Annotated in this window: 17 protein-coding genes; 12 read left to right on the forward strand and 5 right to left on the reverse strand. The window is 72.8% G+C overall.

Annotated features, from left to right (window positions below):
- Nucleotides 1–9 precede the first annotated feature (9 nt).
- Nucleotides 10–618, reverse strand: coding sequence for a hypothetical protein (locus FRAEUI1C_RS24305; RefSeq protein WP_013426006.1), 609 nt, complete (start codon nucleotides 616–618; stop codon nucleotides 10–12).
- A gap of 277 nt (nucleotides 619–895) precedes the next feature.
- On the opposite strand from FRAEUI1C_RS24305, the gene coaE reads away from it, so the two are divergent.
- The 7 genes from coaE to FRAEUI1C_RS24340 all read left to right on the forward strand — a co-directional run bounded on the left by coaE (nucleotide 896) and on the right by FRAEUI1C_RS24340 (nucleotide 7378).
- Nucleotides 896–1489 (forward strand): dephospho-CoA kinase, encoded by a 594-nt coding sequence (gene coaE, locus FRAEUI1C_RS24310; RefSeq protein ID WP_013426007.1) that lies wholly within the window; start codon nucleotides 896–898, stop codon nucleotides 1487–1489.
- Nucleotides 1490–1587: 98 nt separating this feature from the next.
- Nucleotides 1588–1890: a cupin domain-containing protein gene (locus tag FRAEUI1C_RS24315; protein WP_041259631.1), complete on the forward strand. Its 303-nt coding sequence runs from the start codon at nucleotides 1588–1590 to the stop codon at nucleotides 1888–1890.
- Nucleotides 1891–2138: 248 nt separating this feature from the next.
- Nucleotides 2139–3227, forward strand: a complete 1089-nt coding sequence (locus FRAEUI1C_RS24320) for a M4 family metallopeptidase (protein ID WP_013426009.1) — start codon at nucleotides 2139–2141, stop codon at nucleotides 3225–3227.
- Nucleotides 3228–3396: 169 nt separating this feature from the next.
- Nucleotides 3397–3714, forward strand: a complete 318-nt coding sequence (locus FRAEUI1C_RS24325; protein WP_013426010.1) for a protealysin inhibitor emfourin — start codon at nucleotides 3397–3399, stop codon at nucleotides 3712–3714.
- A gap of 268 nt (nucleotides 3715–3982) precedes the next feature.
- Nucleotides 3983–5197, forward strand: coding sequence for an RtcB family protein (locus FRAEUI1C_RS24330; protein WP_013426011.1), 1215 nt, complete (start codon nucleotides 3983–3985; stop codon nucleotides 5195–5197).
- A gap of 278 nt (nucleotides 5198–5475) precedes the next feature.
- The gene (locus tag FRAEUI1C_RS24335; protein WP_013426012.1) at nucleotides 5476–5931 is read left to right on the forward strand and encodes an STAS domain-containing protein; all 456 of its coding nucleotides are present in this window, start codon (nucleotides 5476–5478) and stop codon (nucleotides 5929–5931) included.
- A 52-nt stretch (nucleotides 5932–5983) separates the two neighbouring features.
- A complete protein-coding gene (locus tag FRAEUI1C_RS24340; RefSeq protein ID WP_013426013.1) occupies nucleotides 5984–7378 on the forward strand; it encodes a transaminase in 1395 nt (464 codons plus the stop codon).
- A gap of 54 nt (nucleotides 7379–7432) precedes the next feature.
- Here the strand turns inward: FRAEUI1C_RS24340 and FRAEUI1C_RS24345 are convergent, their stop codons facing one another.
- From FRAEUI1C_RS24345 to FRAEUI1C_RS24365, 4 genes are all read right to left on the reverse strand, one after another.
- The gene (locus FRAEUI1C_RS24345) at nucleotides 7433–7792 is read right to left on the reverse strand and encodes a GlsB/YeaQ/YmgE family stress response membrane protein (RefSeq protein ID WP_013426014.1); all 360 of its coding nucleotides are present in this window, start codon (nucleotides 7790–7792) and stop codon (nucleotides 7433–7435) included.
- A 387-nt stretch (nucleotides 7793–8179) separates the two neighbouring features.
- On the reverse strand, nucleotides 8180–9661 hold the full coding sequence (gene rpsA, locus FRAEUI1C_RS24350) for a 30S ribosomal protein S1 (RefSeq protein ID WP_013426015.1): 1482 nt from the start codon (nucleotides 9659–9661) through the stop codon (nucleotides 8180–8182).
- 379 nt (nucleotides 9662–10040) lie between these two features.
- Nucleotides 10041–11654, reverse strand: a complete 1614-nt coding sequence (locus FRAEUI1C_RS24355) for an acyltransferase family protein (protein WP_013426016.1) — start codon at nucleotides 11652–11654, stop codon at nucleotides 10041–10043.
- A gap of 150 nt (nucleotides 11655–11804) precedes the next feature.
- A complete protein-coding gene (locus FRAEUI1C_RS24365) occupies nucleotides 11805–13361 on the reverse strand; it encodes a glycosyltransferase family 39 protein (protein ID WP_368411120.1) in 1557 nt (518 codons plus the stop codon).
- Nucleotides 13362–13699: 338 nt separating this feature from the next.
- Here FRAEUI1C_RS24365 and FRAEUI1C_RS24370 point away from each other — a divergent pair, with 338 nt between their 5' ends.
- The 5 genes from FRAEUI1C_RS24370 to FRAEUI1C_RS24390 all read left to right on the forward strand — a co-directional run bounded on the left by FRAEUI1C_RS24370 (nucleotide 13700) and on the right by FRAEUI1C_RS24390 (nucleotide 25282).
- Nucleotides 13700–16408 carry an acyltransferase family protein gene (locus FRAEUI1C_RS24370; RefSeq protein WP_013426018.1) on the forward strand — a complete coding sequence of 903 codons (2709 nt, stop codon included), beginning with the start codon at nucleotides 13700–13702 and terminating at the stop codon, nucleotides 16406–16408.
- 66 nt (nucleotides 16409–16474) lie between these two features.
- Complete coding sequence (locus FRAEUI1C_RS24375; RefSeq protein WP_013426019.1) at nucleotides 16475–17476, forward strand: GDP-mannose 4,6-dehydratase; 1002 nt, start codon at nucleotides 16475–16477, stop codon at nucleotides 17474–17476.
- Between the two features lie 212 nt (nucleotides 17477–17688).
- Nucleotides 17689–19056: a polysaccharide biosynthesis protein gene (locus FRAEUI1C_RS24380; protein WP_013426020.1), complete on the forward strand. Its 1368-nt coding sequence runs from the start codon at nucleotides 17689–17691 to the stop codon at nucleotides 19054–19056.
- A complete protein-coding gene (locus FRAEUI1C_RS24385; protein WP_013426021.1) occupies nucleotides 19053–20375 on the forward strand; it encodes a glycosyltransferase family 4 protein in 1323 nt (440 codons plus the stop codon). Before FRAEUI1C_RS24380 ends, FRAEUI1C_RS24385 begins: the two co-directional genes overlap by 4 nt.
- Nucleotides 20372–25282: an alpha-(1->3)-arabinofuranosyltransferase domain-containing protein gene (locus FRAEUI1C_RS24390; RefSeq protein WP_013426022.1), complete on the forward strand. Its 4911-nt coding sequence runs from the start codon at nucleotides 20372–20374 to the stop codon at nucleotides 25280–25282. The genes FRAEUI1C_RS24385 and FRAEUI1C_RS24390 overlap by 4 nt, the downstream gene beginning before the upstream one ends.
- Nucleotides 25283–25285 lie beyond the last annotated feature (3 nt).

Genomic DNA, 25285 nt, shown 5'->3' on the forward strand with positions numbered 1-25285 from the left:
TCGAGGGTGTCAAGAACCCGACAGCCCCGCCCGGCCGGGCTCGGCCCGTCGGCGTCGGTGGCGGGCGACGAGCGCCCGCGCGGCCAGCCGCAGCAGGCCGGCGGCGAACAGCAGGAGGAGTGCCAGGCCGAGGTGGCCGTCGAGCCAGGTGACGAGCGTGCGGCCCCACGGCGACACGGCCCGGGCCGCCAGCAGGTAGACGGACGTCTGGATGGCCATGCCCGCGGTCACGAAGCTCAGGAACCGCCGCCAGGAAGCGCCGCTGCCGCCCAGGGCTGCGTCCACCGCCGGGTTGGCGTTCACCAGGCAGACGTAGAGCAGGACGCGCTCGGTGGACCGGCGCGACAGCGCGTCGACGAGGCGCCGCCCGCCCGGGCGCAGCTCCAGCAGCGAGCGCAGGTCGTTGCGGGCGATCCCGAAGTAGGCGACCCGCACGAGCGCCCGCAGCGGCACCGCGATCAGGAGCGCGGGCAGGAAGGGCACCGATCCGCCGACGAGGAGCATGACCGACCAGGTCGGCCGCAACGCGATGAGCAGCAGCGGGGCGCTCGGGGCCAGCCGGGGCAGCAACGCCAGCCCGAGGGCGCCCCCGCCGTACAGCGCGGCGAGCAGCAGCACCGGCCAGATCCGCGGGACCCAACCAACCCACCGTCGCGACGCCAGGCTCGGCTCAGCCAGCCCCGATCCACGAGGGCCCGGCTCAGGCAGGCCCGGTCCAGGCGGGCTCGGCTCAGGAGAGCCCGGTCCGGGCGGGTGCGGCCCCACCGGCTCGGGCGCCGTCCCCGGCCTCGTGCCCACCATTCGTCCAGGATGCCTGGGTCCGCCGCCGGCGACCGGACCGACCCAACAGGCGCGCCGGCGCGCGAGGTGCGGCAGACTCGGCGTCGTGGTGCGGGTGGGACTTACCGGTGGGATCGGGTCAGGGAAGAGTGCCGTGTCGAGCCGGCTGGCCGAGCACGGCGCCATCGTCATCGACGCGGACAAGCTCGCCAGGGAGGTGGTCGCGCCGGGCACCCCCGGGCTCGCGGCGGTGGCCGAGGCCTTCGGCCCGGGCATCCTGCGCCCGGACGGCAGCCTGGACCGCGAGCAGCTCGGGAAGATCGTGTTCGCCGACCCGGTGGCCCGGCGGCGGCTGGAGGGCATCACCCATCCGCTGATCCGGGACGAGACCGCCCGGCAGTTCAGCGCCCCACCCGCGGGCGCGGTCGTCGTCCATGACATCCCGCTGCTGGTCGAGGCCGGGATGGCCAAGGGCTACGACGCCGTGGTCGTCGTCGAGGCGCCCCGAGCGCTTCGGCTGGAACGGCTGGCGGCCCGCGGGCTCCCGCGCGACCAGGCCGAGGCCCGGATGGCCAACCAGGCCTCCGACGAGGACCGGCGCGCCGTCGCCGACGTCCTGCTCGACAACTCCGGATCGCTGGCCGAGCTGCACGCCCAGGTGGACGCGCTCTGGCGGGACCTCGTCGCCCGCGGGGACGCCGCCGGCTAGCGACCGGCCACGGCCGGTACGGCACCGCCTACCGCACGCACGGCCGGCCGGTCGCTGCCGCGCCGATGATTCCCGCCGCCCTGGCCTGTCTCACAGAGGTGGACACGCCAGACGCGCAGGAGCTGTCCCTCCTCGGCACCCGGCTGCCGCCGCACCTGCGGCTGCGCACGGTCGTCCTGCCGGCCGGCGACGCCGTCGCGTTCCAGCGGGCCGACTGGGTCGACACGCTCGTCGTCGTGGAGCTCGGCGAGCTCGACATCGAGTGCGACGACGGCACCCATGTGACGTTCCGGACGGGCGCGGTCCTCGTCCTCGACCTGCCGGAACCGCGGTGGCTACGCAACCCGGGTGACGGTCCGCTAGTCCTGTCCGCGCTGTCCCGCCGCCGGCCGCCGGGCTGAGCCGCGCCGCTCGCCCACCGGCGGCGGCTCGACACGCCGACGGCGGGTTTCGGCTGTCCGCACTCCGACCGCGACACAACTGGACAACGCATGGCCGACACGGAAAGGTCGGTCACGTTGTGCATCAGCCCATCGGGCCGGTGTCCGGTCGCGCCGACGTGGCTGGCCCCGGCCCACCTTGCCGCCTCAGGCCACCGGGCGCGCGAGCGGAACGCGCGCACGCCCGTCGGCCGTGTTGGGAGCCGACCGTGAACCCCCAGTCCCCGCGTACCCCAGTCCGGCACTGCGCCGTCCCGCCGAACCTGCTGGAGCGGATCATCCGCAACGGCACCGACGAGCAGCGCGACTGGGCACTGCAGACCCTCGCGCTGGACAACACGCAGCGCACCGTCCGCGTGCACAACGCGCTCGTGACCGAGTTCTGGGGCGGGCGACGCCCCCGGCCCACGCCGGCGCCGAAGCCGACCCCGACGACCAGCGGGCTGCGCCGCACGATCGACGACGAGAAGGGCAGTGAGAACCTGCCCGGCGTCACCGTGCGTACCGAGGGCCAGGCGCCGACCGCCGACGTCGAGGTCAACGAGGCCTACGACGGGCTCGGCGCGACGTACACCTTCTACTCCGAGGTGCTGTCGCGGAACTCGGTCGACGACCACGGCCTGCCGCTGATCGCGTCGGTCCACTACGGCGACCACTACGACAACGCCTTCTGGAACGGCGACCAGATGGTCTTCGGCGACGGCGACGGCGAGCTGTTCAACCGGTTCACCGTCTCCCTCGACGTGATCGGCCACGAGCTGACCCACGGCGTCACGCAGTACACCGCCGGGCTCGCCTACCTGAACCAGGCCGGGGCGCTCAACGAGTCGGTCAGCGACGTCTTCGGCTCGCTCGTCAAGCAGTACAAGCTCGGGCAGAAGGCGTCGGACGCCGACTGGCTGATCGGCGCGGGCCTGCTGGCCCCCGGCGTGCAGGGTGTGGCGCTGCGGTCGATGAAGGCGCCCGGCACGGCGTTCGACGACCCGACGCTGGGCACCGACGACCAGCCGGGCACCATGTCCGGCTACGTGCACACCGCCTCGGACAACGGTGGCGTGCACACCAACTCCGGCATTCCCAACCACGCGTTCTACCTCGCCGCCATCGCGCTCGGCGGGCACGCCTGGGAGCAGGCCGGCAAGATCTGGTACGCCACGCTGACCTCGGGGCGGGTGAAGGCGAACTCCACCTTCGCCCAGTTCGCCACGCTGACGGTCTCCGAGGCCAGGACGCTCTTCGGCAAGACCGAGGCGCAGGCCGTGCAGGACGCCTGGAAGCAGGTCGGCATCAAGGTGTGACGCGCGGCTGCCGCGGCCGTGCGGTCCGGGTTCCCGGACCGCACGGCCGGCACGCACCTGGTGACCGGCTCTCGATCGGCGGGACATCGGACAGGTCGGGCGCAATCGCCAGGACCTTGGTATGGCCGGCTGGATCGGGGGACAATGGATTCATGAGGGACAGCCGGTCATGAGTGGTGACGCACGGGTCAGGGTCGTGCTGGAACGGTCCGGCGGTTTCGCCGGCCGCACGATCCGGCGCGGGCTGGACACCGCCGCCCTGCCTGCCGGCGACGCCGACGCGCTGCGCGCGCTGGTGGCCGGCCTGCCGGTGGCGCCGTCGACCGGGCCCGAGGCCGCGACCGGCCCGGACCGGTTCACCTACGCCGTCGAGGTCGACGCCGGGAACCGCCACGACGTGCACCATTTCGCCGAGCCCGTCCCCGAGGCCGCGAAACCGCTGATCCAGCTGCTCTCCGCCGCCCCGCTGCTCCCCGCTCGGCGCTGAGGACCGCTTGGCGCTGACGCAGCCCCGGCGCTGGAGCCGCAGGGTGACCTCGCCGTGACGGACCGCGGCAGGGTAATACCGTGGACCACCGGTTCGCCCGCGACCGAGGCCGCGCCGGCCGGAAAATAGTTTGTTCGAATCCCGGATCTGCCCGATTCTGGTCGAGCCCCGCGGCATTTGCCCGGAGGATTACCGGCGAATCACGAGCCGATACGCCGGCGGTCCTCGGCTGTCCCGCCGCTCCCACCTGAAGGAGGCGTTTTCCGTCATGATGCCGCTGGCACGTCTCAGTGGGGCGCAGGCCCCGATCTGGATGTGGACCCAGCCGGAGAACGTTGAGAGCGCCGCACTCGACCAGCTGCGCGCGATTGCGAACCTTCCTTACATTCATCACCACGTGACCGTGATGCCCGACGTTCATCTCGGCAAGGGCGCCACCGTCGGTTCCGTCGTGGCGATGCGGGACGCTGTCTCGCCGGCCGCGGTCGGCGTCGACATCGGCTGTGGCATGGCGGCGCTGCGCACCAGCCTCACCGCGAACGACCTGCCGGACGACCTGGGCCCGGTCCGCTCGGCGATCGAGGAGGCGATCCCGGTCGGGCACCGCGGCCACACCGAGATCTCGACCCGGGTCCGCCGCAACGACGACCTGTGGGACGCCTTCGACCTGCTGCATCCGGCGGTGAAGGGCCGGCTGGCCCGCGCCATGGCGCAGCTGGGCACCCTCGGCTCGGGTAACCACTTCATCGAGCTGTGCCTGGACGCCGACGACGCGGTCTGGATGATGCTGCACTCCGGCTCGCGCAACATCGGCAAGGAGCTGGCCGACGTCCACATCGGGGTCGCGAAGAGCCTGGCGCACAACGTCGGGCTGCCCGACCGGGACCTGGCCGTGTTCCTCGCCGGAACGCCGGAGATGGCCGCCTACCGCCATGACCTGCACTGGGCCCAGGACTACGCGCGGCGCAACCGGGAGACCATGCTGGCCCTGTACGCCCAGACGCTGCGCCGGTTCTTCCCGGCGCTGCGGGTCCCGTGCCCACCGGCGGAGGGCCCGCACGCCGGCGACGCCGCCTACGCCAGCGTGAACTGCCACCACAACTACGTCGCCGAGGAGCATCACTACGGCGCCGACGTGCTGGTGACCCGCAAGGGCGCGATCTCGGCGCGGTCCGGCGAGTACGGCATCATTCCCGGCTCCATGGGGACGGGCTCGTACCTCGTCCGCGGCCGCGGCAACCCGGCCGCGTTCACGTCGGCCCCGCACGGGGCCGGCCGGCGGATGAGCCGGAACAAGGCGCGCAGGACGTTCACCGTCGACGACCTGATGGCCCAGACCGCCGGCGTCGAGTGCCGCACCGACCCGGGGGTGCTCGACGAGATCCCCGCGGCCTACAAGGACATCGATGAGGTCATCGGCTATAGCGACAGCCTTGTAGAAGTTGTGGCCCGGCTGCGCGCGGTTCTCTGCGTGAAGGGCTGACAACCCGCGCCGCTCGGCCGACCATGAGGTAAAGCGTCCACGACAATTCGGTTACCGATAATCACCGTTTGGGTCATCCCGCTGGTTGGCCGGCACCCCCGTGCCGGCCAACCAGGCGCGTGAGCCGCCGTTGCTGGACAAGACCACGGCCACAGTCACGACCATGGTCGTTTGACGGAGGACCTAACCCGATTTCGGATCTAACGGTGGTTCCAGACCGTTAGAACCGTTGGATAGGCGGTCCCGGCTTCCGGCGCTTAGCGGAGGGAATGACGCCCATGCCCGATGTCAGGGTGGAATCGGAGCACGACGACCTCGCGGACCCCGCGGGGGACCAGACGGATCACGACCGGCCCGACGAGGCGCTCCCGGGCTTCGACGCGGAGCGGCTGGAGATCCAGACAGGCGCGATGCGCGTGGCGGCGACCTTCGAGCCGCCCATCCTGTCGATCGACGGCGACATCGACGCCTCGGTGCTGCCCGCGCTCGTCGGCACGCTCGCGAAGGTCGCCCACCACGGGCGCGGCGACGTCCGAGTCGACCTCGGCCGGCTGCGCCGCGTGGACGTCGGCGGCCTGCGCGCGCTGGTGGCGTCCGCGGGCAACCTGCACCGCGACGGCCGTGGGCTCGTGCTGCACGCCGTCGCGCCCTGGCTGCTCGGCCTGCTGATCGTGACAGGCTGGGACGACGCGCCCGGCCTGCGCCTGGTAGCAGGGCCCGTGCCGACTGGCTGATCCTGGCGAACTCGGCTCGGCCGCGACCACGTCCTCCGTAGACTGACCGCTCATGGCGGGGGTTGACCGGGACAGGCTGGCACGGCTGCTGGACGCCGAGACGGCGCGGTTCGTCACCGCGCACCCGCAGGCCGGGAAGGCGTTCGAGCGGGCCCGCGGCTCCCAGCTCTCCGGCGTCCCGATGAACTGGATGACCCGCTGGCCCGGCAGCTACCCCGTGGTCGTCGCGGCCGCCGCCGGCAGCCGGCTCACCGACGTCGACGGGCACGGCTATGTCGACTTCTGCCTCGGCGACACCGGCGCGATGGCTGGGCACTGCCCGGCTCCGACGGTCGCCGCCGTCACCGCCCAGGCGGCGTCGGCGATCACCACCATGCTGCCGTCGGCCGACGCACCGGCTGTCTCCGAGCTGTTGCGCGACCGGTTCGGCCTGCCACTGTGGCAGTTCACCCTCACCGCCACGGACGCCAACCGGTTCGTGCTGCGGCTCGCCCGGGAGATCACCGGCCGGCCGAAGGTGCTGGTCTTCGACCACTGCTACCACGGCACCGTCGACGAGACCGCCGTGACGCTCGACGACCAGGGCGGCGTCGTCGCCCGGCCCGGCAGCCTCGGGCCGCAGGTCGACCCCGCGCGGACCACCCGGGTGGTCCAGTTCAACGACCTGGCCGCGCTGGAGCACGAGCTCGCGCATGGTGACGTCGCCTGCGTCCTCGCCGAACCGGCGTTGACGAACATCGGCATCGTGCTGCCCGACGAGGGTTTCCACGCCTCCCTGCGGGCCCTGTGCGACGAGCACGGAACGCTGCTGGTCATCGACGAGACGCACACGATCTGCGCCGGCCCCGGCGGGTACACGGCGGCCCATGGGCTTCGGCCGGATTTCCTCACCATCGGGAAGCCCATCGCGGGCGGTATTCCGATCGGTGCGTATGGAATGACGGCGGACGTGGCGGCGAAGGTGCTCGAGCACGACATTCCGCGGCTCACCGACGTCAACGGCATCGGGGGCACTCTCGCGGCGAACCCGGTGTCCTTCGCCGCCGCGCGGGCCACGCTGGCCGAGGTGCTCACCCCGGCCGCGTTCGACCGGATGATCAGCCTCGCCGAACGGTTCGAGGCCGGGACAGCCGGGGCGTTCGCCGACATCGGCCTCGGCTGGCAGACCGTGCGGCTGGGCTGCCGAGTCGAGTACATGTCCCCCGTCCGCGACACCGGCACGGCCGCGGGGACCGCGGCCGGCTGGCGGGCCGCGCGGACCGGCGCCGAGGCCTCGGCGGCGTTCGACGAGCAGCTGGACGCCTACCTGCACCTGGCCCTGTTGAACCGGGGCGTGCTGATGACCCCGTTCCACATGATGGCGCTGATGTCCCCGGCGACCACCGAGGCCGACGTCGACGCCCACACCACGGCCCTGCGGGACGCCCTCGACGCGCTGGCCGGCTAGCAGCCCGCGCCGGCCGGGACGGGCCCCGGCCGGCGCGCGACGTCTACCGGCTGACTAGCGCATGTCCATGTGCGAGCGGTCGCGGTCGCGGCTGTACTTCTGGCCACGGCCGGAGCCGGAGAACATGTGCGGCCCGGTGCCTCCGCCGCCACCACCGCGCCGGCCACGCATCACCAACGGCCCCACGAGGGCGACCAGGCCGCAGGCGACGCCGATCTGCAGAATGTGGCGGATCCAGTCGATTCCGCCCGTGTGCCGCACCCCGATGGCTCCGGCGATGGCGTTTCCGATAAGCGCGCCCAGAATACCCAGGCAGACGGTCGCCCACAGGGGGACCGACCCTCGACGCATCAGCGCACGGGCAATCAGACCAATGATCGCCCCGCCGATCACGATCCACAGGATTTGGAACACCGCAGCCTCCGACGTGCTCGACGGTAAGGCTGGGAAAATACCCTCGCCCACCCTGGAGAAACGCCGGCCCAGATCCCAGGAAAGAGATTCAGCGCAATCTACCCCGTTTACGACCCCTGGCCGGCCTTTCGCCTAATCCGCACTGATGCCGGCGTCCGGCGAGCTGGCTTGATCGTCGTTTTGGCCCTCGTATGGTTGCAAAACCGCTGTGGTTACAGCCACGCGAGGGCGAAAACAGCGATCTTGCGGGTCCCAGGACGAGGCCAACCTCGTCAGCCGAGGCACCAGCCCGGATCGCCCGGCCCCGCAACGCGGAATCGCCCCGCCGGCATTGGCCGGCGGGGCGATCAGCGTGTCTAGCTCAGAGGGCCAGGCCCCCGGGCCGGACTAGCCGCGACCGAACTGCTCGCGCAGGCGGCGCAGGGCCTCCTCGTCGATCGCCGAGGCGGCCGGCTGCTGGGACTCCGAGGAGTACGACGACGGCGCGACCGCGGCGGCCTCGGCCTCGCGGGCGGCGCGGATCTGCGCCTGGTGCGCCTCGAAGCGGGCCTGGGCCTCGGCGTACTGCCGCTCCCACTCGGCCTGCTGGGTCTCGAAGCCGGGCAGCCACTCGCCGGTCTCGGAGTCGAAGCCCTCCGGGTAGACGTAGTTGCCGGCCTCGTCGTACTTGGCTTCCATGCCGTACTGGCTCGGGTCGAAGGTCTCGCCGTCGCCGGCCAGCGCCGCGGCCTCGTTCGCCTGCTTCAGCGAGAGGCTGATCCGGCGCCGGTCGAGGTCGATGTCGATGACCTTGACCAGGATCTCGTCGCCGACGTTGACGACCTGCTCCGGGATCTCCACGTGGCGCTCGGCCAGCTCGGAGATGTGGACCAGGCCCTCGATCCCCTCGTCCACCCGGACGAAGGCGCCGAACGGCACGAGCTTGGTGACGCGCCCCGGGACGACCTGGCCGATGGCGTGCGTCCGGGCGAACTGGCGCCACGGGTCTTCCTGCGTCGCCTTCAGCGACAGCGAGACCCGCTCGCGGTCCAGGTCGACGTCGAGAACCTCGACGGTGACCTCCTGGCCGACCTCGACCACCTCGGACGGGTGGTCGATGTGCTTCCAGGACAGCTCGGACACGTGCACCAGGCCGTCGACCCCACCGAGGTCGACGAAGGCGCCGAAGTTGACGATGGAGCTGACGACACCCTTGCGGATCTGCCCCTTGGCCAGCTGCGAGAGGAACTCGGAGCGGACCTCGCTCTGCGTCTGCTCCAGCCACGCCCGGCGGGACAGAACCACGTTGTTGCGGTTCTTGTCCAGCTCGATGATCTTGGCTTCGAGCTCACGGCCGACGTAGGGCTGGAGGTCGCGGACACGGCGCATCTCGACCAGCGACGCGGGCAGGAAGCCACGCAGGCCGATGTCGAGGATCAGACCGCCCTTGACGACCTCGATGACGGTGCCCGTGACGACGCCGTCCTCTTCCTTGAGCTTCTCGATCGTGCCCCAGGCGCGCTCGTACTGGGCGCGCTTCTTGGACAGGATCAGCCGACCCTCCTTGTCCTCCTTCTGGAGGACGAGAGCCTCGACGTGGTCACCAACCGCGACGACCTCGTGCGGGTCCACGTCGTGCTTGATCGACAGCTCGCGGGACGGGATGACACCCTCGGTCTTGTAACCGATGTCCAGCAGCACCTCGTCGCGATCCACCTTGACGATGGTGCCGTCGACGATGTCACCGTCGTTGAAAAACTTGATCGTCTTGTCGACGGCGGCGAGGAAGTCCTCGGCCGAGCCGATGTCGTTGACCGCGACCTGTGGTGTGGTCGGGCTTTGCGGGCTGGTCACGGTCTCCACGGGTCGAACGTCGGTGGTGCTCGTCAAGGGGTCGGCTCCGACTAGGGGTTGACGTCAGCGCGAGAGCCGGGTCGAACCGCCGGGACGGAGGGACAGAAGACGCGCTACAACGACTTTGCGCTGACAACGACACTGTCAGAACCGATAACGACTGCTCGAGTGGATCCGCTCGGTCTGAGACCCACAGACCCTCGTGCCGACCCCAGTCTAGGGAAGCCTCTCCGGCGAGGTCAACGGGAGGCCGTGGGCAGGCTCACGCGTGCCGCGCCCCACGCCCCCGAGCGGAGCGGCCGAGGCGCCGGCCGAACGGCCCATCCGGCCCTCTGACCTGGCCACCCGACCCGTACCGACCGCCCGGTGTCGCCTCGGCCGGGTCGCCGAGCCAGCCGCCTGATGTGGCGCCGGCCTAGCCGCCCTCGCGCGTCATCTTATCCGGGGTGTCCGTCTCCGCGAGCACCGGGACGGTTGTCTGGTCGAACAGGCCCACGGAGGGGCCAGTGGCCGCGACGCCCGCCCACGGCGTGGTGCCGTCGGCCGGTCCCGCCAGGGGATTCGCCCCCGATCCGGCCGCGTGGCGCGCCCCGGACGGCCCGGTCGTGGGGGCCGCGGTCGGCCCGACCGGCTGGGCCGGCACGGCATGGTCGGGCTCGGGCTCCGGCTCGCGCGGGCGGGCCAGCCGGGCGAGACGGGTGGCCGCCACGGTGAGCGGCCGGCGCCGGGCGCGGTTCTTCCACTGCCGCGCCCAGCCCCGCGCCAGGTTCTGGCACGGACGCTCGACCAGGTAGTAGGTCAGGGTCGACAACAGCACCGTGACGACGAACACCACGGAGAACAACGGCACGAAGCCGACCTGCCAGAGCTTCCAGCCGCTGCGCTCCATCACCACGTCGATGACGGTCTGGTGCCACAGGTAGATGCCGTAGGAGATCGAGCCGAGGAACGTCATCACCCGGCTGGCGAGGAACCGGCGCACGATCCCGCGCCGCTGCGGCCCGAACACCGCGGGCAGCAGCAGGAAGAACCCGAAGAGCCCGTAGAAGAGGTGCTTGCCGAGGTCGGTCCGCACGGTCGCCTGGTAGATCGGCCAGCGCGGCAGCCCGATCTTGTTGCTCGCGATCCAGTAGCAGACGGCCGCGAGCAGCCAGCAGACCGTCCCCGAGCCCGGCAGCGTCGACCAGCGCGGGTGGCGCCCCTGCCGGCCGTACCAGGCGGAGACCACGGCCAGGAACATCCCGAGCGAGAACAGGTCCCACCAGACCGGCAGCCACGCCGGCCAGCCGGCGGTCCAGCCGTGCGCGTGGCCGATCATCCGCCAGTGCACCAGCGTGCCGACCAGGTAGAGCGCCGCGACGCCGGTCAGCTCCCGCAGCAGCTGGATCCGCGGCGAGCGCACCCGCCGGCCCAGCAGCCAGGCGAAGAGCGGGACGAACAGGTAGAAGGCGACCTCGACGTCGAGCGTCCAGGCCTGGGTCAGGCCCTGCAGGGCCCACGCCGGCTGGTAGCCCTGCAGGAACAGCAGGCACTCGGCGAGGCCCTTGACGTTGGCGACGATCATCTTGTCGGTGATGACGACCAGGCTGATCACGAAGACCAGCCAGTAGAGCGGGACGATCCGCATGAACCGGCGAATCCAGAACCCGCCCGCGTCCGGGATGTCCTGGCCGCCGCCCTGGTCGGCCAGCGCGAAGTGGCGGGCGACGGACGGCCGGTAGAGCAGGAAGCCGGAGATCAGGAAGAAGACCGCGACGCCGATCTCGGCCCTGGCGACGTACGGGCCGAACCTCGTCTGCAGCGTCAGCGTGGTCATGAAGCCGGTATGCACGATCAGCACGAGGATCGCGGCGATGGCGCGCAGGCCGTCGAAGCCGGGGAAGACCGTGGTGTCCCGGCGCGCGGGGACGCTCGGCTGGGCGGGGGCGGCCGGACCGGTCGTCGCTCCGACGACCGTGGTGCTCCCGTCGACCGCGATGGTCGTCGGGTCGTCGGAACGGGCCAGCTGGCGGATGCCCAGGCCGCTCACGGCGCGAGTCGCGGGAAGCTGCGGACCGACACGGTCGGTAAGGTACCAGGACTGTTCCGGCCCGCGCGCGGACGCCGGATCAGTCACGGCGCAGCGCCGTCGCCAGACGCATCGTGACCCGGCCGCCACCCACGCCGCCGGAGCCGACGGTCAGGGCGGACCGCCACCGTCGGCCGCGGGGCCGAGCCCGGTCGGCGTCGTCGGCGGGCCGCTGCCGGCCCCGACCGTGGGGCCCGGCGGGCCGGCACGCAGCGGCACCGTCAGCTCGCCGGGATGTGGCGGCGCCACCGTCTCCCCACTCGGGGCGAGCTCCGGCCGGGCGAGCGGAATCACCGGCCGCCGCGGGCCGCTGTGCCGGCCGCGCGGGACGAACCGGCCGCGGATCGCGGTGAACGCGACGGCGGCGAGCAGCACGACCGCCGGCTCGGCCACGGCCCGGAACCTGCTGGTCCCGTAGACCATCGTCGACGCCACCGTCAGCGCGCCCGGCAGCGCCACGAGTGGCAGCAGCAGCGCCCGGCGCCGGCGCAGGACCACCGCGCCGGCGGCGCTCGCCGCCATCAGCACCCACAGCGAGCCGAGGCCGACCTGGCTGACGCGGATCGGCCGCTGCTCGATCGTGTCGAGCCGGATCTGCTGGAACGGGTGGAACAGGCCCCAGGTCCGGCCGATCCGGGCCAGCGCCACCTTGGGCAGCTCGCGCTCGTGCTTGCCGAGGTAGCTGTAGGCCACCTTCCGGTAGAAGACGTCCCGGTCGGAGCGCTCGGTGGGTGGGTTCGGGATCGCCAGGACACAGTCGAAGTCCCAGAAGCCGAGCGCGGGCCCGGAGTAGGTCTCGTCACAGGTCGTGACCGCCAGCGTGGTGCCGAGCCCGGTGGAGAGGTACTCGGGCTGGTGGAACCTGGCCAGGTTGTAGATCGCCCAGGGCGCGATCGTCAGCACGCAGGCGGCGCCGGCGGTCACCAGCAGCGCGACGGCTCGCCGCCACGACGCCAGCCGGCCGCCCGCCTGCGCCCGCGGCCGGGCCAGCAGGATCAGCGGGGTGACGAGGAACAGCGTGAGCAGGAGCAGCTCCGCCCTGGCGAGCGCGGCCGCCGCGGCGGCGACGCCGAGCAGCGCGGCGTCCAGGTAGCCGCGGCGCTCCCAGTACCGGTAGGCCAGCCACAGCAGCACCGAGCAGGCCAGGATCCCGGTCGTCTCCGACATCACCAGCGGGTCGTTGATCCACATCCCCGGGTAGACCGCGGCGATCGCCCCCGCGACCAGGCCGGCGACCGGCCCGGCGGCCCGGCGGCCGGTCAGCGCCACGAAGAAGACCGCCAGGGTGCCGAGCAGGCACTCGAAGATCTGGTGCTCCAGGAACGTGGTCAGGCCGACCAGCGACGGCAGTGCCAGCAGCGCGCTCGTCAGCGGCGGATGCTGCGCGTCCGCCACGTACCGGTGGTTGATTTTCAGCTCGTACGGGTCCGGCCAGCCGTGCCCGCGGGCGAAGAGGTTCGCCGCCTGGTGGTAGTACAGCGGATCGCCGATGACTTGGGCGGGGTGCAGGTAGGCGAACAGGTACCACAGGCGTACACCGAGGCCGACAGCCAGGATCAGCGCGAGCAGCAGCCACCAGCGCCGGGTTGGCCGGGCCGGGCCCGGCCGCGCCGGGTCGCCGACGTCGGACATGCCCCCCAATGCTGGCACGACAGCGGCTTCGCTCACGGCGGGACGGTACCAAGCGCGGTCCCACCCCCCGAGAGCGATGGGTGTGATGATTAGGCTTCTTGTGCGGGCCCCGCGAGCCGGCATCCGCCTGTCGGCGGTGCCCTGGACTCGGGCGAGCAACTCGCCAGGGACTACCGCATACTTCGCAGAGCGGTCACCGGACACCGGGCCGCCCGTCATCACTGGCGGACGAGCGGGAGGAGGCCCGGCTGAGCCGCAAAGACGCTGACACGGTCCGGATCTCCGACGCGACCCGGTTCCGCGCGCCCGCCCCGAACCGCCCCGGCCGCTCCGACGACGAGTCCGAGGGCGGCCGCGACGAGCGGCTGGACCCCGTGGACGGGCACCCCGGCGGCCGGGACGGCGAGGCCGAAGGCGAGGACCGGTTCGCCGGCCGCGCGACTGGCCCGGCCCGCGACGAGGGCGACCCGGCCGGGCCCGACCGGCGCGGCTCGGCTGGCCTGCGCGACCGCGCCGACGGCACCGGCCCCGGCCGGGCGGCCCGCGGCCCCGGCGACCGCGCGCGCCCCGGGTACGGCCCGGCGGCCCGCACCGGTCGCGACCAGCAGGAGGAACGCGCGCGCGAGGACCGTCCCGGCCGGCGGGCGCCAGGCTGGGACGGGGAGGAGCGGCGCGACCCGCGCCGCGACGCCATCGCCCGGCCAGGCGGCGGGCGCCGCGACGACGAGTGGCCACCCGCCCGCCGTCCCGACGGCGACCGGCGACCGGTGCGCTGGTCGGACGAGCCCGAGGGCGACGACGGATTCTCGCCGCCCACGACCCCGGTGCCCCGGGGCCCCCGCTCGCGTACCGGGCCGAGCGACCGGTCCGAGGTGATCGCTCGCCGGCCGGACCCGACGTTCACCCGGCGGCCGGTCGCCGCGCTACCGCCCGGTCGCGCGGCCGTTCCGCCCGCCCGCGGCGAGGCCGCGGCCGAGGCCCGGACCGGCGGCCTGGCGCTGCTCGACCCGAAGACGGCCCCCCCGGCCAGTTACGCGATCGGGCCAGGGGACGCGGACACCACCGGCACGTTCCTCGCGCCGATCGTGCACTCCCCCGGCCTCGACGGACTGCGCGCCCTCGCGGTTCTCGCGGTGATCGCCTACCACGCCGGTATTCCGTGGGTGCGCGGCGGCCTGCTGGGCGTCGACACGTTCTTCGTGCTGTCCGGGTTCCTGATCACCGGACTGCTGGTGGCCGAGTACCGGGCGACCCGGCGCATCGACCTGAAGGACTTCTGGATCCGCCGGTTCCGACGGCTGCTGCCGGCGGTGCTGCTGCTGGTGCTCGCCGTGGCCGCGTACGCCCGCTGGCTGGCGGCGCCGAGCGACGTCCCCAAGATCCGCCTGGACATCCTGGCGACGCTGTTCTACGTGGCGAACTGGCGGTTCGCCCTGTCCGGCCAGAGCTACTTCGACCATTTCTCGGCGCCGTCGCCGCTGCTGCACACCTGGTCGCTGGCGGTCGAGGAGCAGTTCTACGTCCTCTGGCCGCTGATCGTCTTCCTGCTGATGCGCCACAGCGCCCGCACCGCGGACAAGTGGAAGCAGCAACGGCGCAAGGCCCAGTCGGCGGCGCTGTCGGTGGCGGTGCTGGGCGCCGAGGCGAGCTCGCTGATCGGCCTGGCCCTGCTGCTCGCCGGCGTCGACGCGTCGAAGATCTACTACGGCACCGAGGTACGCGTCCAGGCGCTGCTGACCGGCGCTGCGCTCGCCGTCTGGCGGGCGCAGCGCAAGGCCGGGTTCACCCCGCGGGGCAAGAAGGTCCTCGGCCACGCCGGCGGGTTGGCGCTGCTGGCCATGATCGCGCTGTGGGGGACGATCGACGGGCAGGCCCGCGGCCTGTACGCGGGCGGCTTCCTCGGCGTCGCCGTCATCGTGGGCGTGCTGGTCGCGGCGATCGTCGAGGTGCCGAACTCGCTGGTCGCGAAGGTGCTCTCGATCAAGCCGCTGACCTACATCGGCAAGATCTCCTACGGCCTCTACCTGTGGCACTGGCCGATCCTGCAGGTGCTCACCGCGTCGCGGACCGGGCTGCACGGGCCGGTCCTGCTGGCCGCCCGGATGGGGGCGACGGCCGCCTGCACGCTGCTGTCGTTCTACCTGCTCGAGAACCCGATCCGGCGCCGCCAGATCCGCTTCCCCAAGCCCAGGCTGACAGTGCCGGCGATCGTCACGGCCGTGGTGGCCGTCGCGGTGCTGGCGACCAGCACGACGGCGTCCACCGCCCGCAGCCCCGGCGACCTGGACAAGCTCGCGGCCCAGGTCGAGGGCAGCAACGGCACGGTCCCGACGGGCGCGGCGGGCGCCACCGACGAGCCCCCGCTGAAGATGCTGGTCGCCGGCGACTCACTGGCCACGACGCTGGTCGGCAGCCAGTTCACCACCGTCGCGGCGTCGATGAACGTGCAGGTCGCCGACGCGTCGATGCTCGGCTGCGGGGTCGCCCGGCTGCCGACCCGCAAGCTCAACGGCATCGCCGGGCCGACGACGACCGGCTGCGACCAGTGGCCGGCCCGCTTCACCACCCGGGTCAACCAGATCAACCCGGACGTCGCGGTGCTCCTCGTCGGCCGCTGGGAGGTCACCGACCAGCTGCTGAACGGGGTGTGGACGCACGTCGGCGAGCCGAAGTTCGACACCTACCTGGCCGGGCAGCTCGATCTGGCGATCACCACGCTGTCCGCGCGGGGCGCCAAGGTGGTCCTGTTCACCACCCCGGCGGTCGCGGCCCGCGAGGGACCGGACGGGACGCAGTTCCCGGAGACCAAGTCCGAACGAGTGGCGCAGTTCAACAAGCTGTTGCGGGAGGCCGCCGGCCGTCATCCAGGGATCGCGAGCATCGCGGATCTCAACGCGGTACTCACGCCGGGCAACCAGTTCACGGACCACATCAACGGGATCCTCACCCGGGACGACGGCGTGCACATTACCGCCGCGGGTGGACGCATCGTGGGCCAGGCGTTGCTGCCGGCGATTGTTAAGCTGGTTGGTCCGACACGCACGGATCGTACTCCCGTGGTGACAGCCACATCCCCCGGCTGACCTGCATGCTTTACCGAGCGCTAATCTCACGACCGGCGGCATGCCGACTCAGACAGGAGAGTGATCGTGCCTCGCGCGCTCATCACGGGGATCACCGGTCAGGACGGCCTGTACCTGGGCGAGCTGCTCACGACGAAGGGTTATGAGGTCTTTGGCCTGGTCCGAGGCCAGTCGAACCCGAAGGTCGCCACGGTCGAGCGGATCATTCCCGGTGTCGAGCTGCTCGAGGGCGACCTGACCGACCTGTCCTCACTGATCAGCGCGGTGGAGATCTCCCAGCCCGACGAGGTGTACAACCTCGGCGCCATCTCGTTCGTCGGACTCTCCTGGAAACAGGCCGAGCTGACCGGCGAGACGACGGGGATGGGTGTGTTGCGAATCCTCGAGGCGCTGCGGATCACGGCCGGCGCCGATGTCTCCCGGATGCGGTTCTACCAGGCCTCTTCGTCCGAGATGTTCGGGAAGGTCCGGGAGACGCCGCAACGCGAGACCACACCCTTTCACCCGCGTTCGCCCTATGGCGTCGCAAAGTGTTTCGGGCATTACCTGACGGTCAACTACCGCGAGTCGTACGGGATGTTCGCCTGCTCCGGCATGCTGTTCAACCATGAGTCGCCGCGGCGCGGAATCGAGTTCGTCACCAGGAAGGTCACCAAGGGCGTCGCCCGGATCGCGCTGGGCCTGCAGGACTCGATCACCCTGGGAAACCTCGAGTCCCGCCGGGACTGGGGCTTCGCCGGTGACTACGTCGAGGCGATGTGGCGGATGCTGCAGCAGGACTCCCCCGACGACTACGTGGTCGCCACCGGTGAGACCCACTCGATCCGCGAGCTGTTGGACGCGTCCTTCGCCCGGGTCGGGATCGCCGACTGGACGCCGTACGTCAAGCAGGACCCGCGCTTCTTCCGGCCGGCCGAGGTCGACCTCCTGGTCGGCGACCCGTCGAAGGCGATGGGCCAGCTGGGCTGGAAGCCCACCGTCACCTTCACGGACCTGGTCGACATGATGGTCGACGCGGATCTCGCGGTGGAGCGGGAGACCGCGGGGCAGGCGCTGACGGTTCGGTGACCGGTCCACCGCTGCGGCCCGGCGGGCGAGCCGCGCGCCGGGCCGACCGCCTTCCGCCGTCGGCCCGTGACCCGTCGACGGCCTACCGCGCGCCGCTCACCCGAGCTCGCCCCGCCGCGGTCGGTTCCGCCCATGCCCCTGCGAACGCCGCCGCGGACGTCCCCGTGACTGCCTCCGGGGCGCGAACGACCACGCTGCGTAACAGTAGCAGCATGCCACGGCGACAGGGTGCCACCGACGACGTGCCGCCGGCGTCCCGGCTGCGTGGCGCGCTGCGCGGCGCGACCCCGCTGGCGCTGGCCGGGATGCTGGCGAACGTCGCGAACCTCGGCGTCACCCTCGTGATCGCCCGGGCGATGAGCACCCGTTCGTACGGGGCCACCGCCGTGCTCTTCGCGCTTTTCATGGTCGTGTCCATGCCGGGCAGCGCGCTGCTCGTCGGGGTGGTCCGCAGGGTCACGACCTGGACCAGGACCGGCCGGGCCGACCTCGTCGTCGGCTGGGCGGCGCGGGTGCGTTCGGCCGGTCTGCGGACGGTGGTCGTCGTCGCCCTGCTCGCGCTCGCGGTGCGCGGGCCGCTCGCCCACGAGCTCTCGCTGCCCGGACCGGGCGGGGTCGCGCAGACGCTGACCGCCGGCGCGGCCTGGTGCCTGCTGTGCGTCGACCGGGGCCTGCTGCAGGCCACTCGCCGCTACCGGGAGCTGGCCTCGAACCTGCTGGTCGACGCCGCGGTCAAGGGGGCCGCGACGGTGGGTCTCGTGCTCGCGGGGCTGGGCCAGGCCGGCGCGGCGACCGCCGTGCTGTGTGGCGTGCTGGCCGCCCTCGTCCACGCCCGCCTCGCGCTGCGCCGGCTGGCGCCGGACGCCTCGTGCTCACCGGCCGCGCTGACCGCAGACCCGGCCCCGGCAGCCGGGGCCGGCCCGGCGGCGGCCCGGGAGCGGCGGCTGGCCGTCGAGCTGGGGGCCGCGCTGGCGGCGCTGGGGTTCCTGGCGCTGCTGCAGAACATCGACGTGCTGATCCAGGGCCGGCTCGCGCCGGCCGAGTCGGGCCAGTACGCCGCGGTCTCCGTGACCAGCAAGGTCCTGATGTTCGGGGCCGTCGTGCTGGCCGGTTTCCTGTTGCCCGAGGCGGCCGACCGGCGCCACCTCGGCGAGCACGCCCTGCACCAGCTCGGCGCGACGCTCGCGATCCTCGTGGCGCCCGCGTCCGTGCTCCTGGTGGTCGCGACCGCCGCGCCCGCCACCCTGCTGTCCCTGGCCTTCGGGCCTCGATTCACCGACGCGTCCGGCGCCCTCCTCCCGCTGGCCGGAGCGATGACCTGTCTCGGAGCAACTGTGCTGTTCACCCACTACCTGCTGGCCCTGGGCTCGCGCGCCGTGCTGGTCGCGCTCGGGATCACGGCCACGGCCGCCGCTGGGCTGATCACCCTGGCCGGTGGATCTCCGGTCGCCACCGCGCGGATGGACCTCGCGGTCCAGGCCGTGCTCGCCGTGGTCACCGGGCTGCTCGTCGTCGGCGCGGCCCGCCGCACGACCGCCGCCGCGGCCGCCGGCGCGCCCGCCACGGAGGTGACCGCATGAGCCAGGCCTTCCAGCTGGGAGCGGATTCGGCCGGATCCGCTGAAACGGGCGACGCGCAGCAGATCCAGGGCGCCAGCGGCGCGATCGGCCTCGCCGAGACGCCCCGCGCCGCGCGGATCGAGGTGCGGGAGCCGACGCTCGAGGAGCTGGTCGAGCGTTCGGGGCTGCGCCGGGTGCACATGCTCGCCTGGCGGGACCTGGACGACCCCGAGGCCGGCGGCTCCGAGCTGCACGCCGACAAGGTCGCCGCCGCCTGGGCCGCGGCTGGCGTGGACGTCAGCATGCGCACCGCGCACGCCCCGGGCCACCTGCCGCAGGCGACCCGCAACGGCTACTCGGTGGTCCGCAAGGCCGGCCGGTACGCCGTGTTCCCGCGCTCCGCGATGTCCGGCGCGCTCGGCCACGGCGGCCCCTGGGACGGCCTGGTCGAGATCTGGAACGGCATGCCGTTCTTCTCGCCGGTCTGGGCACCGTGCCCGCGGGTCGTGTTCCTGCACCACGTCCACGGCGAGATGTGGCGGATGGTGCTCAAGCCGCCGCTGTCCCAGGTCGGCGAGGCGCTGGAGAGCACGATCGCGCCGCCGTTCTACCGGCGGACCAGGGTGCTGACCCTGTCCGAGTCGTCGCGCCGCGAGATCATCGAGATGCTGCGGCTACCACCGGCGAACATCTCGGTGATCCCGCCGGGCATCGACGAGCACTACGCCCCGCTGGGCGAGCGCTCGCCGCACCCGATGGTGCTGGCCGTCGGCCGGCTCGTCCCGGTGAAGCGGTTCGACGTCCTCATCGACGCCCTGATCCGGCTGCGCCAGCAGCACCCGACGCTGGAAGCCGTCATCGTCGGCGAGGGCTACGAGCGCCCGGCGCTGGAGGCGCGGATCCGGGCCGCCGGCGCGACCGAGTGGCTGAAGCTGCCGGGCCGGGTCGACGACGAGGGGCTGCTGGCGTACTACCGCCAGGCCTGGGTGCTGACCAGCGCGTCCGCGCGCGAGGGCTGGGGCATGACGATCACCGAGGCGGCCGCCTGCGGCACGCCGTCGGTCGTGTCGAACATCGCCGGGCACACCGACGCCGTCGCCGACGGGCTGTCCGGGCTGCTCGTCGAGCCGAACGAGCTGGCCGATGCGCTCGGCCGGGTCATCGGCGACCAGGGCCTGCGCGACCGGCTCACCGCCGGCGCGCTCGCCCACGCCGCCACGTTCACCTGGGCGAACACCGCCCGGCGGACGTTCGCCGCGCTGGCCCAGGAGGCGGCGAAGCACCGCCGCCGTTCCCCGCGCCCCGGTGGCCTGGACCGGCTGCACGGGCCGCTGCGGTGACCCTGACGACCCACGGCCCGACCGGGCCCAACGGCTCGGGCACCGCGACGCTGCCGGCCGACCACCCCGCCGAGGAGACGCCGGACGCCGCCGCCGCGGACGGCGGGGCGCCGCGGCGCCGGTGGCGGCTGTGGCGGCCGAGCTGGGCCGCGCTGGTGCTCGCGGCGGTCGCCTACCTGCCGCTGCTGCGCACCTCGCCCGGCGAGATCGGCGCCGACACCAAGGCGTACCTCTACCTCGACCCGGGCCGGCTGCTGAGCCGGGCGGTGTCGATGTGGGACCCCGACGTCGGCATGGGCACGGTCACCCACCAGAACATCGGCTACCTGTTCCCGCAGGGCCTCTGGTACTTCGTGCTGCACGAACTCGGCTTCCCGATGTGGGTCGCGCAGCGGCTGTGGACCGGCAGCATCCTGTTCGCCGCGGGCGTGGGCGTGCTGTTCCTGCTGCGCTCGTTCGGCTGGCGGGACCGCTACTCGATCGTCGCGGCGTTCGGCTACATGCTCACGCCGTACTCGCTGGAGTACGAGGCGCGGATCTCGGCGATCCTGCTGCCCTACGCCGGCCTCGGCTGGTTCATCGGCATCACCGTGCGCGGCCTGCGCGAGGCCGAGCAGGGCAAGGGCAGCTGGCGCGGCGCCGAGGCGTGGCGCTGGCCCGCGGCCTTCGCCCTGGTCGTGACCGCGGTCGGCAGCATCAACGCCTCCAGCCTCATCCTGATCATGCTGGCGCCGGTGCTGTGGGTGCCGTTCGCGATCTGGGGTACCCGCGAGGCCACGCTGCGCGCCGCGATGGGGATGATCACCCGGGCGGTGATCCTCACCTTCCTGGTCAACCTCTGGTGGATCTCCGGTCTTTACACCCAGGCCGGCTACGGCCTGAACGTGCTGGCGTTCACCGAGACGGTCCAGACGGTGGCCAGCAGCTCGCAGGCCTCCGAGGTGCTGCGCGGGCTGGGGAACTGGTTCTTCTACGGCCAGGACGCGCTCGGCCCGTGGATCAGCCCCGCGTTGAGCTACACCCAGTCGCTCTGGCTGCTGGTCGTCAGCTTCCTGGTGCCGCTGATGGGCCTGTTCGCCGCGACGGTGATCAAATGGGGCCAGCGGGCGTACTTCGTCGCTCTCGTCGTGCTGGGCACCACGGTCTCGGTCGGCGTGTACCCGTACACCCATCCGTCGCCACTCGGCTACCTGTTCAAGACCTTCGCCGAGGACTCGACGGCCGGCCTCGCGCTGCGGTCGCTGCCCCGCGCGGCACCGCTGGTCGTGCTGGGCCTGGCCGTCATGCTCGCGGGAGCGCTCGGCGCGTGGACCGAGCGCCGGGTGGCCCGGGCCGCCGACGCCGACGCGGCGGCGGCCCGGGGCCAGACGCTGGCTCCCAACCGGATCGGCGGTCGCCACAGCGGCGGGCAGCGCCGGCGCCAGCTCGTCTTCAAGCCTCGGCCGGGCGCCCTGCTGCCGACGGCGGTCACCCTGGTCGTGCTCGCGCTGCTGGCGATCGACCTGGCCCCGTTGTTCCGCGGCCAGCTCATGGAGCAGAGCCTGACCCGGCCGGAGAACGTCCCCGACTACGAGGTCGCGCTCGCGAACGCGCTCGGCGCGAAGGGGAACGCCACCCGCGTCCTGGAGCTGCCCGGCGCCGACTTCGCCCACTACCGCTGGGGCACCACGCTCGACACGGTCACCACCGGGCTGACCGACCGCCCGACCGTCCAGCGCGAGCTGATCCCCTACGGCGAGGCCGGCAGCGTCGACCTGATCCGCTCGCTGGACCGCCGGCTGCAGGAGGGCGTCTTCGAGACGGCGTCCATCAACGACATCGCCAAGCTGATGGGCGTCGGCGACGTCGTGCTGCGCAACAACAACGCCTACGAGGAGTTCCGCGGGCCCCGGCCGCGCGCCGACTGGCAGCTGTTCACGTCGCCGATCCCGAACGGCCTGGGCAAGCCGACGACCTACGGGCCGCCGGTGTCCGAGGACACGAAGATCCCGTACGTCGACGAGATCGCGCTCGGCACCGACCCGACCGTGCCGGAGCCGCCGCAGCTCGCGGACTTCCCGGTCACCGACCCGACCCCGATCGTGCGCACCGCGACCACGCAGGGCCCGCTGCTCGTCAGCGGCAACGGCGAGGCGCTGGTCGACGCGGCCGCGACCGGGCTGCTCGACCCGGTCGTCGACAACAACCGGGCCGTCCTCTACACGGCGGCGCTGGCCAAGGACCCGGCCGGCCTCAAGCAGGCCCTGGACGACGGCGCCGAGCTGCTCGTCAGCGACTCCGACCAGCTGCGCGCCGAGCGCTGGACCGGCATCCGGGAGAACTTCGGCTACGTCGAGCAGCCGGGCATCGGCCCGCTGAAGAAGGACCCGAACGACAACCGGCTGCCGCTGTTCCCGGACCAGACCACCGCCGACCAGACCATCGAGGTGCTGACCGCCCCGGGCCAGACACCCCAGGTCGCCTCGGTCACCGCGTCCAGCTACGGCAACACGTTCGCCTACGGCCCGGCCGACCGCCCGGTGCACGGCATCGACGGCGACCTGACCACCGCCTGGCGGGTGGGCGCCTTCACCGATCCGGCCGGTGAGCGCTGGCAGACGACGCTCGCGGCGCCCACCACCACCGACCACGTCACGCTCACCCAGCCGCTGACGGGGCCGCGCAACCGGTGGATCACCAAGGCGACGCTGACGTTCGACGGCGGCTCGCCGGTGACCGTGGACCTCGGCGACGTCTCCCGGACGTCGGCGGGCCAGGTCGTGACCTTCCCGTCCCGGACGTTCACGACCCTGACGATCCGGATCGACGCGACGAACTACGGCCGGCTCCCGAACTACAACGGCCTGTCCGCCGTCGGCCTGGCCGACGTGAAGATCCCGATGGCGAATGGCCAGCCGGCCGTCGCGCAGGACCTGCTGCGGATGCCGACCGACCTGCTCTCCACCGCTGGCGCCGACTCGCTGGACCACCAGCTGGTGCTGACGATGACCCGGGACCGGGCCAACCCGGCCGAGCCGTTCAAGGAGGACACCGAGTCGACGATCGACCGGGTGTTCACCCTGCCGACGGCCCGGACGTTCAGCCTGACCGGCACGGCCCGGATCTCCTCCTACATCCCGGACACCACGGTCGACACGCTGCTCGGCCGGCCGGCGCAGGCGCCGGTGATCCTCTCGTCGGGCCGGCTGCCCGGTGACCTGGGCTCCCGCGCCTCGGCCGCCTTCGACGGGGACCCGAACACGGCCTGGCAGCCGGGCTTCGGCCAGCAGCAGGGCGGCTGGATCCAGCTGACCACCCAGCAGGGCCAGGCACCCGTCACGCTGTCCACCGGGCAGTTCACCTTCGTGACCGACGGGCAGCACTCGGTGCCGACCCAGCTGGGCGTCCTCGTCGACGGCCAGAAGGTCGGCGAGGTGACCGTGCCGCCGCTGGCCGACACCGCGAAGCACGGCGCCACCAGCACGGTGACCCTGCCGCTGCCGGCGGCCACCGGCCGGACCGTGCGCTTCGTCGTCGACGGCGTCCGGCAGGTGACCACCAAGGACACGATCTCCGAGGGCGTCTCGATCATGCCGGTCGGGATCGCCGAGGTCGACCTGCCCGGCGTGCTCGGGACCGGCTCCACCGCGGGCATGGCGGCGCCGCAGGGCCTCGACTCGAACAGCTGCCACACCAACCTGCTGACCGTCGACGGCCGGCCCGTCGGCCTGCGGGTCGTCGGCACGTCGAAGGACGCGGCCGACCGGCTCGGCCTCGACGTCGTCACCTGTGGCACGCCGGTCCGCCTCGGCGCCGGTGACCACGTCCTGCGGACCGCGAACGGGGCGGCCACCGGGTTCGACCTGGACCGGCTGGTACTCGCCTCCGACGTCGGCGGGACCACCTGGCCGGACGCGACCTCGTTCAACGCGCTGGACACCTCCCAGGCCCAGCGGCAGACCGACCTCGCGAGCCGGCCCGCCAGCGCCTCGGCGACGGCCGCGGGCGCCGGGGCCACGAGCGCTGGGGCCACGCCGAAGGTCCACGTCGACGTCACCAGCGCGACGACGTTCGTGCTGAGCGTCACCGGGGCCAAGCCGGGCCAGCCGTTCTGGCTCGTGCTCGGGCAGAGCCTGTCCGCCGGGTGGCACGGCAAGATCGACGACAACACCGACCTGGCGGCACCCCAGCTGATCGACGGTTACGCGAACGGCTGGCGGGTCAACCCGACGTCGGACAGCTTCAAGGTCCAGCTCACCTGGACGCCGCAGCGGGTCGTCTACGCGTCGCTGACCGTGTCCGTCGTCGCGGCGGTGCTGTGCCTGGCCCTGCTCGGGGTGACGGGCCGCCGGCGGCGCCGGGCCGGCTGGCCGCGCACACCGGCCGACCTGCCCCGGCTGGACTCGCCGCTCGCGGCCACCCAGCGGATCGGCCTCCCGCAGGTCGGGCTGCTGGTCGTCGGGATCCTGGCGGTCGGTACGTTGATCGTGAACCCGGTGGCCGGGGCGATCACCGCGGCGGTGACGCTGGTCGCCGCGCTGGCCCCACGCGGGCGGGTGCTGCTGCGGGCGGGCGCTGTCGGGGCGCTGCTGGTCAGCGTCGCCTACGTCCTGGAGGTGCAGGCCCGGTACCACCTGCCGGTGAACGGCGACTGGGTGTCGCAGTTCTCCAAGGTCGCGACGCTGTCGTGGCTCGCCGTGCTGTTCCTGGGGGCCGACGGCGCACTGGCGGTACTGCAGGGCCGCGCCGCCGGACGGCTCGCCGCGGCGACAGCTGGCGGGCCGGGCGACGCGGACGTCGCCGCCGGTACCGACCCGCCGGCACTTCTCGGCGAGCCCGACGCGGCGGCGGAGGCCGGGCCGACGGCGACCGCCACGCCACCGCAGCCACCGCCGGCAGACGGCGCGGACCCCGGAACGACCGGCTAGTCC

This window comes from Pseudofrankia inefficax (assembly GCF_000166135.1).
Lineage (GTDB): Bacteria > Actinomycetota > Actinomycetes > Frankiales > Frankiaceae > Pseudofrankia > Pseudofrankia inefficax.